At 66.4% G+C, this 9940-nt stretch carries 7 protein-coding genes, 1 tRNA gene and 1 pseudogene; 3 read left to right on the top strand and 6 right to left on the bottom strand.

Annotated elements, in window-relative coordinates:
• Window positions 1-286 precede the first annotated feature (286 nt).
• The gene (locus tag HG543_RS47140) at window positions 287-1504 is read right to left on the bottom strand and encodes an imm11 family protein (RefSeq protein WP_343073611.1); all 1218 of its coding nucleotides are present in this window, start codon (window positions 1502-1504) and stop codon (window positions 287-289) included.
• A 48-nt stretch (window positions 1505-1552) separates the two neighbouring features.
• Window positions 1553-2914, bottom strand: coding sequence for an AHH domain-containing protein (locus tag HG543_RS47135; RefSeq protein ID WP_246357808.1), 1362 nt, complete (start codon window positions 2912-2914; stop codon window positions 1553-1555).
• A 276-nt stretch (window positions 2915-3190) separates the two neighbouring features.
• Here HG543_RS47135 and HG543_RS47130 point away from each other — a divergent pair, with 276 nt between their 5' ends.
• A complete protein-coding gene (locus HG543_RS47130; protein ID WP_169351523.1) occupies window positions 3191-4168 on the top strand; it encodes a DUF932 domain-containing protein in 978 nt (325 codons plus the stop codon).
• 619 nt (window positions 4169-4787) lie between these two features.
• Here HG543_RS47130 and HG543_RS47125 read toward each other — a convergent pair.
• The gene (locus tag HG543_RS47125) at window positions 4788-5660 is read right to left on the bottom strand and encodes a hypothetical protein (RefSeq protein ID WP_169351522.1); all 873 of its coding nucleotides are present in this window, start codon (window positions 5658-5660) and stop codon (window positions 4788-4790) included.
• Between the two features lie 540 nt (window positions 5661-6200).
• Window positions 6201-7265 (bottom strand): hypothetical protein, encoded by a 1065-nt coding sequence (locus tag HG543_RS47120; RefSeq protein ID WP_169351521.1) that lies wholly within the window; start codon window positions 7263-7265, stop codon window positions 6201-6203.
• Between the two features lie 494 nt (window positions 7266-7759).
• Between HG543_RS47120 and HG543_RS56680 the strand changes: the two genes are divergently transcribed.
• On the top strand, window positions 7760-8182 hold the full coding sequence (locus tag HG543_RS56680) for a helix-turn-helix domain-containing protein (protein WP_169351520.1): 423 nt from the start codon (window positions 7760-7762) through the stop codon (window positions 8180-8182).
• On the opposite strand, the gene HG543_RS55995 is transcribed toward HG543_RS56680, so the two are convergent.
• Complete coding sequence (locus HG543_RS55995) at window positions 8144-9370, bottom strand: tyrosine-type recombinase/integrase (RefSeq protein ID WP_246357807.1); 1227 nt, start codon at window positions 9368-9370, stop codon at window positions 8144-8146. The two genes, HG543_RS56680 and HG543_RS55995, sit on opposite strands and share 39 nt — an antisense overlap.
• A gap of 106 nt (window positions 9371-9476) precedes the next feature.
• On the opposite strand from HG543_RS55995, the gene HG543_RS47100 reads away from it, so the two are divergent.
• Window positions 9477-9550 (top strand) — tRNA-Ile (locus tag HG543_RS47100).
• 69 nt (window positions 9551-9619) lie between these two features.
• On the opposite strand, the pseudogene HG543_RS47095 reads toward HG543_RS47100, so the two are convergent.
• Window positions 9620-9940, bottom strand: a pseudogene (locus HG543_RS47095) (hypothetical protein); the annotation flags it as partial.

The raw sequence follows: 9940 nt of genomic DNA, 5'->3' as shown, positions 1-9940 counted from the left end.
ACCCCCAGCCGCTCCACCACCCGCCAGGTGCCCACCTCCGTGCCGGGCCCCAGCGCCGCCGGGTACACCTGAAAGTTCTCTGCGTGCATGACCATGGGGGCAGCCCACCTCGGACCCAACCTAGCAGGTTCCTGAGGGCTGCTGGGAGGTTCGCTACCTGCCTGGTCAGGCTGTTGCTGGATTCAGGCGGTGGCACAAACCCCTACTTCCCGGAGCAACGCTCCACCGGCTCCAGCGTTTCCATGATGGCACCGGCCAGCTCCCAGCCCCTGGAGCCGGCCGGTGGTCACACCACGGCTTGGCGCCAGGCGCGAGACAGGTGCTCCTGCCCTTCCTGGGCGAAGCGCCGCACCAGCTCGTCCCGACCACGCTTCCCGTGGTCCAGCAGGTACGCCAGCTCGGCGGGCATCAGCACCTTGACGGTGACCAGCCGCACCTCTCCGGCCGGCATGGTGAATCTCCTGGGAAGCATGCTCGATTCCATGCCCAGCAGCACCCCCACCCTGCCCTCCTTCGTCAGCAGCGGCTCGGGTACGCCCTGGCCAGCGACCTCCATGGAAAGGAAGCCCACCTTCACCTTCTCGCGCACGCTCTCGTGTTCCGCGAGTTCGTTCCCCACCCGCTCCAGGAGCAGCAGGGGCCAGCTCTTCTCGACGTCTCCGAGGGGCTCGTCCGTCTCCAGGGCCAGCTCCAGGCCGAAGCCCACGGACGGCTCCGCGCGGTCCACGAAGAAGTCTGACAGCCCGTCCGTCACCAGCAGAGTCCGCCCCTCGGGGCGGTGGATGACACGCCAGACCTGGCGCCGGGCGGGCCAGTTGCCACCAACGACGATGGGGATGATGACCTCGTCGTCCAGCTTCCCCAGGGTGCGCCAGAAGGCTTCGCGGGCCACGTCCGTCTCATCCCGAAGCGCCAGGAGCTTCCGGTTGCGGTCGCGCTCCTCCGGACTGATGGCGCTCGGGCCTGTGACCTCCTCGAACTTCGCCCCAATGACGCGCGCGCGTTCCAGCGCATCCTTGACATCCTCAGACACGATGAGCGCGATGGTCCATCCCCAGGTCCGGAACACCTTGGTGCCGCCTATCTTCGTCGGGTCGATTCGCATGCCCGACACACCGCGGTATTTCCCGACCTTCTCCGAGCGTCCATCCTCCGGCTTCCAGTACCGCACCTCCTCCGAGGCGTTGTCGTCGATGCACCGGATGAGCCGAGTAGCAACGAGAATGCAGTACGGCTCGGACTGTCCGTCGACGTCAACCGGAAGGAGCTGCACGTCGTCAGGCGCCAGCTCCGCGAAGATGTTCGCAACCCTCTTGTGAACGATAGGAGTGTTACCAACACCCGCCAGGGAATAATCGAGAGGGCTCCCGGGATGGTCGATGGGGATCTTGAGTCGCGTTTCAATCTGGACGGGGCAGCCAGCCTTGAACTGCCAGGGGTCATCAACCTCCTGGCCCTGCGAATCTGTGGGGTCTCCCAGCAACCAGCGCCCTTGGAGACTCATGTCATCGGAGAGTTTGAAGTATCTCATCGTCATGACTCCTCCTGTGCGTCAGTTCCGAGTGACCAGAGCATTGAGCCGGGAGCCAGATTTGGTGATCTCCTTGGCCAGAACCCGAAGTTCTCCAACGAGCGCCTCTCTGCATTGCTGGATGCTCCGACAGCCCTCCATTGCATCCTCCAGCCGCTCGTATATCTCTTCATGATACTTCTGCGGGTGAGGCCCTTTGTGGCCCGGCACGCGAACCTTGTTGGCCGCGTCATCGAGTGACATGCCCGCCCGATTGAAGAGCTTCTGGAACCTGGGCGACCACGGGCCACCCAGGTTGGTGGAGTCCCACCACTTGTTCGTGGCGATGTGGTGCTCGTGGGCCGAGGTCGCCACCGGCTCGGACGCCACGGCGCGCGTGCCGCGTGCCGTCTCCGCGACCGCCTCCGGGTCCAGTGCGATGGTGATGACGCCTCCCGGCGCCACCGCCACAGAGGTGACCTGGCCCGCCGCCGCCAGCCGGAAGCCGCCCTGCCCCGCCCCCACCAGCGAGGCTTGCGCGGAGCCGGGAAGCGTGGGGAGCCGTGCAGCCAACGTCTGTCCCGTGCTCCCCAACGCCGCCATCGCGAGCATGACGAACGCCCGCGCCGCGTTCTTCCCCATCACCTTCCCGTACTTCTCTCCCGCGTCCTGTAGCTCATCGAAGGTGGTTGCCGCCTCCACCTCCTTCGCCAGCATCCTCCAGCCCTTCACCAGGCTCCACACCGTGTCCCACCCGAGATAGGCGATAAGCGCCACCGTCAGGGTCGCGGCGATGCCCTTCGACAGCACCGGGTCGGGCACCAGCCATAAGCCGAAATAGATGGCTCCCGTCGTGGCGAGCATCGTCACCATCGCATCCTTGTCCGTCAGTTCCCCCAGCGCTTCGGCCGTTTCGTCCCAGACCGAATCCAGGGCCAGACGGAAGGCCAGGGTGCGCTTGCCCTCCTGGCCCAGGGTGACGTCCTCGTCCAGCAGATGCAGGCAGTCCCGGGGCTTCTTCTGGCGCTGGCACCAGCGTCCGTAGGCGCTCGCCAGCTCCATTTCCGCGTCCGGTTCCTCGGTCACGAGAAGCCGGCCCCGCTGCGGATCTTCGACGGAGACCAATCCCAGGCGCCCGCGCATAGGAGAGGAAGCGCGGGGCTGACCCAGGTTGAACAGCCTCAACGCCGCATCCCTTGGCCGAGAGGACAGAGGCGCGGTGCGCGCCAGCTTCTGGACCGCCTCCGCGAACTCGTCCTCGTCCAGCTCGACGGGCTCCGCGTCCGCGCGCGGCGTGTAGATGATGGGCTGGCCCTCGCCCGTGTCCAGGCGCACCACCCGTGAGGTGGCACAACCCGTGCCCACCAGGACCAGCAGTACCACCGCTCCCCAGCGCAACATCATGCTCGTCTCCGCGTCATCGCTCCCCATCTTGAGGGTCGAAGTCCATGGAGTTCCAGAGCAGAGTGACCTTGCCCCGGGAGCCTGAAGAAAAGGCGCTCCATGCAGCGGCATAAGCACCTGGCGGGAGACTTCCGCTGACGTCCAGCCCGTTGTGGGCCGGACGCCTTCCTCCAACCCCAACCCGCAACACGGCGTACCGCGAGTCACACGGGCCGCGGAGCACCCGCTCCACGTCCCTCAGGCCCGAGGTGCGCCCTCACCACGAGGAGGAGCACCATGTCTCACGACATCCACCAGATGGCCTACGTCGGCGAGGAGCCCTGGCACGGCCTGGGCACGCAGTTGCCCACCGCCAGCACCTACGAGGAGGTGGTGCAGGCGGCCGGCTTCTACACCGCCGTCGAGCGCCCCCTCCACTCGCCACCGATGGAGGAGCCCATTCCGGACCGCAAGGGCCTCTTCCGGGGCGACACGGGCGAGTACCTGGCCACGGTCCACAAGGGCTACGAGGTGGTCCAGTTCGAGGAGGTGGCCCGCACGCTGGTGGAGGCGGCCGGCGGCGTGGGCGCCATCTTCCACACGGCGGGCACGCTGGGCCGCAACGGCGGGCGCGGGTGGCTGCTGGGAGAGCTGCCCGAGCCGCTGCGCGTCCGGGGCGACAAGAGTCCCATCCGCCGCTACGTGCTGGGCTACACCGGCCACGATGGCACCACGGCGATTACCCTCAAGAACGTGGCGACCCGCGTGGTGTGCCAGAACACCATCGGCGTCGCCCTCAACGAGCAGGACGGGGCCGAGTGGCACATCCCGCACTTCGACAACGCGAAGCAGCGGCTGGAGGAGGCTGGCCGGGCGTTCCGGGAGCTGCTGGACAGCTATGCCCGCTTCGGGGACCTGGCCAACCGGCTGGCGGTGACGCCCTTCTCGGAGGAGCAGCTCCGCCGCGTGCTGGACGCGGTGCTGCCCATGCCCGAGGACGAGGGAAATCACCCGCGCATCATCCACGCGCGGGAGAAAGTGGTGGAGCTGTACCACGCGGGCGTCGGCATCGAGGGCGACATGCAGGGCTCCGCCTGGGCGGCCCTCCAGGCGGTGGCCGAGTACGCGGACCACCACCGGCAGACGCGGGCGGTGCAGGGCAGGCGCATGGACGCGATGCGCCTGGAGTCCATCTGGATGGGCAAGGCCGCCAGCATGAAGCGGCAGGCCCTCACCGCCATCCTGGGCGAGTCCCAGCTCCGGCTCGTGGCGTAAGGCCCGAGGCGGGAAGCTCGAAACAGAGGTGCACCATGGACTGGCTCAAGAAGGCGCTGACCTCGCGCCTGGTCCGGGAGGTGGCCGCCGCCATGCTCGCGGTGGTGGCTGACTTCCTGGGACGGCGCAGGGAAGCGCGGTGACGTAGGAGGGTGGGGCCGTGCTTCAACGGCGGCCCCACCCTTCTTCTTACCGCTCAAGCACCGGGCGGACGGGGGCCACACCCTGGTTGAAGGTGGAGGTGGCTGGCAATCGCCCTGCGGACGGCAGAAGCCCCTGGGCACCTTCCCCGGTCCATCCCCAAGAAGCTGAAGTGCCGGAGTCGCCCCGACCCCTCGTGCGCGAGAAGCGAGAGGGCGAACACAGGGGGTGGGGTGCGGTCATCAGTACCTGATGGGGGTAGGCCGGCGCCAAGTAGACCCCGAAAATTTTCCGAGCCCCGCCCTCGTCCCCCGGGCAGCCCGGAGAGGACCGGGGGCCTTCCAGGTGGACCCGAGGCAAGGGAACCCCAGTCCCCCTGGGAGGTGGGGGGCCTGCCACGTTTGGATAGCCCTACCGATTAGCGAGGTGACGGGAACGGTCTGAGCCCGGGAGGGCGTGACAGAACGAACCCGGGGCCTCACCTCACCAGCCGCAGTTTCACGCGCAGCTCCCGGGCTTCGGCTTGCACCTCGGGCTTGGACGCGGCTACCTGGACCCGAATCTGGCTGAGCAGACCGAGCTGGCGGGACATGGAGCTTTCGAGCAACCGACGGTGCCTCTCCAACTTGCGCAGGTCCTTGTCCTCCAGCAGCAGCACCTCGGCGGCGAGCTGTTCGCGTACGGGGTCCAGGGCGGCCTCTTCCTGAGCGAGCTTCGCGGTAAGGGCGCCTCGCGCCAGCTTCGCCATATCGCCCAGGTGCTCGTAGGCGGTCTGCTCCAGGCGTCCGTCCTGCCGAGTGTCGCGGGCCTCTTCAACCGCGAGGCTCAGCGGGTGGATGACAGCTTCCGGCAGCCCCGGCACCTCGCGCAGGAGGGTCAGGGTGCCCTCCAGGCCGCGCAGGAGTGCCTCCGTCAGCTCTGGTTCCTTCGGGGCCGTGCGGCGGGCGTCCAGGGCGGCCACGAGGCCGGACAGCGCCTCCAGGGCCCGGCGCGTGCTGGTGACGAGCCCGAAGGCGTCGGTCTTCTCCAATTCCTCATCCAGCCGGGCGAGTAATCGCCCGTTCTCCAGCTTGGTAAGGCGCTCCATCTTCCAGCTCAAGTCCCCGAGCTGGGCGACGATGACGGCCTCGGGCAGTGTGGTGGGCGCGAAGGTGGTGAAGTGCCGGTCGAGGTGGTGCTCGTATGCCTGAGCGTCCTCACCGGGCAGCAACAGGTTATTGGCGCTCAACCCATGACGGAGCGAATTGAGCGAGGAGGCGGACTTTCCCTCGGCAGTCTTCGGGCCCTTCGAGCAGGCACCGTTGATTGCGGCTTGCGCGGCCTGGAGGGCGGAGCGGACGGGAGCGTTCATGTCAGGATTGTCCGGCGGGGTCTCGCCTGGTGGGAAGAGGGAAGATGGCTCCCACTGGTTGCTCTCCCGCTGACAATGAAACATCCGAGCGAGGCCCCAGGAACTCCTGGTGTCTTGTAAGTTCTGGGTCTCTTCTCGAACGAGGCCAGGGGTGGTTTTTCAAGGGCTCTGTCCCGAAGGACTCCTGGTATCTTGTAGTTCTTGGCCTCCTTCTCCAGCGCCGAGAGAAGGGACCTTTGAGTCCTTCCCTCTTCTTCTATTTTCTTTATATTATGTAATTACAATATATTAAGAGAATAGAGAGAGAAGCAGACGAGGACTTTGAATCCAGTCCTCGTCTGAAAGAAAGGGCCGAGAAGTTACGAGATATCAAGGGCTCTCGAATCCTTCGTCCTCGACTTCCACCCCTCCCTCGGAGGAATGAAGAGGGCACCCGAATTACAAGATGTCAGGTGCTTCCCTGAGAGGAGCTCTCGATTCTTGCTGAGCGCTCGACAGAAGAAGAGAGCCCCCACGATTACAGCATGTAAAGGGCTGGTCCTAGTTGAAGCGAGCGGGCTTGTTGCTGCGTACCGGCTTCCCGTCCCTCAGTTCAAGCCCGAGTCTCCTGGCCGCGTCCTCCTCGGTGTACGAACCGGTATCTGGAACCCATTTCAGCCTGTAGGTCGTTGCCTTGCGGCCCGCCGAGTAGCCCTCGTAGGGCTCTGGCTCGAACACATGGGTCCGCAGAAGATCCGTGAGGAGCTGGGCGTGCGTGGAGGCTCCCGGAATCGCATCTGGGTTGGTTCTCGATCCGCGCAACCAAGTCGATCTCCAGCGAGCTAGCCAGCCTTGGGCCTGCGTATCCTTTCGCATGTAGGCCGCCAGCCGCTGCAAACACCGAAAGAGATAATAAGCAGCCCTGGGGCCGTGCGTTTGACTCACCAACCGGACCCATTCCAGGCTGTCGCGCCCCAGCGAAACAAAGGATTTTTCAGGGTGTTCGTTGAGCAGGTTGTCCCTGAAGCGGGCAAGTAGACCCTCCAGTCCTCGGAGGGTATTGCCATCCCCAACGCCACTGGCTTGAGCCCATGCCCTGATGAAGTCGAGATAGTCGGACAGCCCATCTTCGGGGCGCCACTCAACAGCCTTTCGTAGCCTTTCGCTCCGAAGCAGCACCCCGGCCGTGCGGTAGAACGGCTTGCCCCTCGGCGAGGGGGCGCCCCAGATGACCAGGGTGTCCTCCTCACTGATAGCGGGCGGATGGGCCGCCTCGGCGATCTCCACCAGCGTCTGCCGAAGCTTGAAGAGCGGATGCCGTTCGTGGACGCCGAGCGGCTGTGCCGACAACCAGTTCCATTCCTCGTCACTCACCAGGCGGGTGTCCCCGTAGCGATGAATCAGCGCCTCCTGCCAGTACGCGGAAGGGGCGTAGCCGCAGGCCACCACCAGTTCCTGCACCTTCCCCACGTTCGTGAGCCATCGGTCCACGAGGTCCAGGTACGGGCATGCATCCAGCACGCTCCCTGTGGGCAGCGGAAGCCGGGGCGGCAGAGGACGCGCATGATAGGGAATCTTCCTCCGTCTGCCGCCGCTGGGCACACCGCCCGTCTGTGTGTCGCTCATGGCCCCGCTCCTCTTGGGCATCGCAACAGGGCTGACGCTGCTGCCCGTGCGCTCCTCAATGAATCAACCCGGCGGGCGGCAGGCGCATCATCCCGGTAGCGACCCGCCAACCCGTGCTTGCCCCTCTGGGGCCCGTCCTGCCGGATACGTCCTCGGTGATGGGGGTGGCCAGCCGTCTTACTGTTTCCCTGTTGAGGAGACGAGTGATGGCGAAGCGCGTGGGTGAATCAAGCACGGGCCTCCTGCCACCCGCAGGGAACGCCGAAGTGCCAGACGACGGACCGAAGCCGATAAGCGAGGGGCCCCGTCGCCTTCCTGCCGTTCCCAGGGGAGTTGCCTGCGCGCCACCGCCTCCACCACCGCCAGATTTTCTCCGTCTCCCCCTTCCCATGATGCTGGGCCGTCCCGAGGGCTGGGTGTGTCGGCGATGCGTCGAGTGGTGGGAGTGGCATCCATATCGCCCTCCGACCGAGCAGGAGCTGGACGCCCCCTGCGTGGAGTGCAGGAAGCCACTTGATGCCGAAGAGCGCGCGGTGGAGGTGAACCGCCTCCTACTGGCGCGACTCAGCGCGGGCTCGAACTTCCTGGCCCTGCCGGTCCCCTCAGTCCGCCAGCCGGAAACGTCCCCTGGCTCGACCACCCCAAACCCAGAGTTCGCCTGCACCGTGAAGGAGGCCGGCGCCATGCTGGGCTGCGGGACCACGAAGGTGTACGAGCTGCTGAATGAGGGCCGACTTCAAGCCGCTGAGAAGTTCGGCAGGAGGCGCATGGTGCTCAAGTCCTCCGTGGAGGCGCTGTTGCAGGCCGGAGGTATCTCAGCCCGGGCTGCACAGCCGACGAAGTCCGCCCCCGCCAAGTCCCGCATCAAGGATGCGAGTTCACTGGCGGCTGCCATCGCGAAGCTGCCGGTCGAGTAGCAGCACGGGATCCTCCGGGTGCTCCAGGCGGATGGGGAGCTGGATCATCGGGGGGACCTTCACCCCCTCGTAGAACTTCTTCGTCGTCACCGCGGACTGGTGCCCGATGGTGGCGGCGATGCGAGAGAGCGGCACGCCCCCATCCAGCGGCTTCACCTCCACGCCGCACTCCGCGGCCCAGGTGACGAAGCTGTGGCGCAGTTCCCCCATGCGCAGCGGCTCCAGGCCGATGGACTTCGCCGCCCGCTTCACCACCTGGCGGATCCACCAGTCCGCCGGAGCCGAGCCCCGGGCCTGGAGGCGCAAGGCGGCGCCCAGGGCCTGCGCATCCACGGACTGCACGTGGACCCGGCCCGACTTGTGGACGAACGTGATGGTGCCCGCGATGGCGCCCTGCCCTTGCAGCACCTTCACCTTGCCCTCTCCGCGAGCCAGGCGGTCAATCTCGGTGCCGTGCATGCCGCACTTGGCGTGGAGCATCAGCACGTCCCGCACCGGCTGCACGTCGGTGACACGGCCCGTCCCCTTCCAACCGTACTTTTTGGACTCCCACCCCTGGATGGCGGCATAGAGGCGCTCCACGTCCCGCATGGAGTACCCCTTGTCGCGCATGACCTTCTCCGGGCGGGCCGGCGGCACCTTCAGCGCGAGCGTGGGGTCCTCGGCCGTGGTGAGCACCGCCTCCTCTTCACGCAGCCAGGAGAAGAACGACTTGATGGCCGCGATGCGGTGGCGCTTGGCGACGATCGCCTTCTTCGCGTCGTCGTACCAGCCGTTCAGGACCTGCTTGAGGTCCTGGAGCCGGAGGGTCCGCAGGTCCTTCTCGAAGAGGGCCTCCGCCCACTGCGCCAGGTAGTTCCGGACGTTCTTCCGGTGGCGCTCCGTGCGGCCCTGGCGCTTGAGGTGTTCGAGGAACCGCCCCACCCGCTCGGGGTCCATGTAGACCGGCGAGGCGGCGGACTCCCCCTTGGCGGCCGGCCCTGCCGCCTGGGGCTGGGCTCGCGCGATGTAGGCGTCCGGGTCCCTCTTGAACAGCGCCAGCTCCCCCAGCGCTTCGTTCTCGTTGCCCGCCGCCAAGCGTGTGGTATAGAGCCGCCCGTGGACCTGCTTTTCGAGGACCCACACGGTGCCGCCCTGCTTGTTCACGTAGGTCCGGCCACCGGCCCACTTTCCCGTCCACCGGGGCATGTCAGTTCTCCAGTCCGTACGAAGTCCGTACAAGTTGCACAACCACTGGAGAGGCAGTATTGAGGGAGTAGAAGTTCCGCAGTAAAAGCCGTAGGTTAGAACTTACGGCCAGGTAGCTCACCTGGTTAGAGCGGCGGTCTCATAATCCGCAGGTAGTCGGTTCAAGTCCGACCCTGGCCACTGCCCCGGAGTCACTTTCCTAAGTGATTCCGGGGCTTTTCTTTTTGCCCGAGCGCCCGGGTGGGGCGGCTAGAGCCGGGGGTCCACCGGCTCGCTCTCCAGCGCCAGGACGCCGAAGACGCACTCGTGCACCCTGCGCAGGGGCTCACCGCGCACGAAGCGCTCCATCCCCTCCACCCCGAGAGCGAACTCCCGCAGCGCCAGTGAGCGCTTCGTGGACAGGCCACGCTGGCGCAGCCGCTCGAGGTTCTCGGGCGCGGTGTACTCCGGGCCGTAGATGATGCGCAGGTACTCCTTCCCACGGGACTTGATGGCGGGCTGGAGCAGCGCCTTGCGCCCACGCACCGCGAAGTCCAGGGGCTTGACCACCATCCCCTCCCCTCCCCGCGC

The sequence above is a fragment of the Pyxidicoccus fallax genome, from assembly GCF_012933655.1.
Classification (GTDB): Bacteria; Myxococcota; Myxococcia; order Myxococcales; family Myxococcaceae; genus Myxococcus; species Myxococcus fallax.
This window is presented reverse-complemented; position numbering and strand designations above follow the sequence as displayed.